We start from the raw sequence: 738 nt of genomic DNA on the forward strand, positions 1-738 counted from the left end.
GCGTGCGCTTACATTGGCGCTACTTTCAACTTGACCGGTGAATTTACGGGATTCATTTGCCGCGGTACTGTAAGCATCCGTTAGCTGTGATTTGAAACTGGCGGCATTTAGATGCAGTGCCACCGAAAGACTTGCCAAATCAGCCATTTAATATCCTCATAACGTTATTACATTGTTGATTAACATCATTATGTGCAATGACTTCATTTTCCTTAATATCTGCAACTTTGGGTTCCCTTTCCAGCAGAAAAAACGCTTGCCAGTACGTAAGTATTTCGTTCGGTAAAACCGCAATTTTGCGCGGGTCAGGTTCACCCCATCTATCAGCAAGTTGAAAAAGAAAGCGTAAACGAGCGGAGTCGGTTAGTTTTTTTTAGCGCTATCCAGACTGCCACAGCTAAATTGTTGAACAAACTTGAGGGCTTCAATCAATGTGTGGGTAGATTTTGTAGCAATGAGTTCTTCAGCCGTGGGTAATTCTTCTTTGGGTAAGGGTTGCCCTGCTTTATCACAAATCGTTTGCAAAATCAGGTTAGCCCCTGCAATACTTGCCTGCGTGTTCGAGCCGCTGTCCTGCGCCTTTTTTAACGTCTGTTCATACGCATCCAGCTCCGCAATTGTTAAGCGGCGTAAATAAACCTCAGCACCAAAGAGAATATGCTTTTCAACATAACCATCCGGTGCCAATAAACGGGATTTAAGTGATGACATGCTATTTACCTTATCCTTTTTCTTCTA

1 protein-coding gene is annotated in these 738 nt (G+C 43.2%); it reads right to left on the reverse strand.

Going from position 1 to position 738, the window contains the following annotated elements; genetic code table 11:
- Positions 1-363: 363 nt before the first annotated feature.
- Entirely contained in the window at positions 364-711 is a 348-nt protein-coding gene (locus tag CBG25_RS21090; protein WP_290609012.1) for a hypothetical protein, read from the reverse strand.
- Positions 712-738: the final 27 nt, after the last annotated feature.

It is taken from the genome of Arsenophonus sp. ENCA, assembly GCF_002287155.1.
GTDB lineage: Bacteria > Pseudomonadota > Gammaproteobacteria > Enterobacterales > Enterobacteriaceae > Arsenophonus > Arsenophonus nilaparvatae.

Excerpts from the sequence above, each read along its gene's own strand:
- CBG25_RS21090 (WP_290609012.1), bottom strand. The coding sequence starts at position 711 with ATGTCATCACTTAAATCCCGTTTATTGGCACCGGATGGTTATGTTGAA.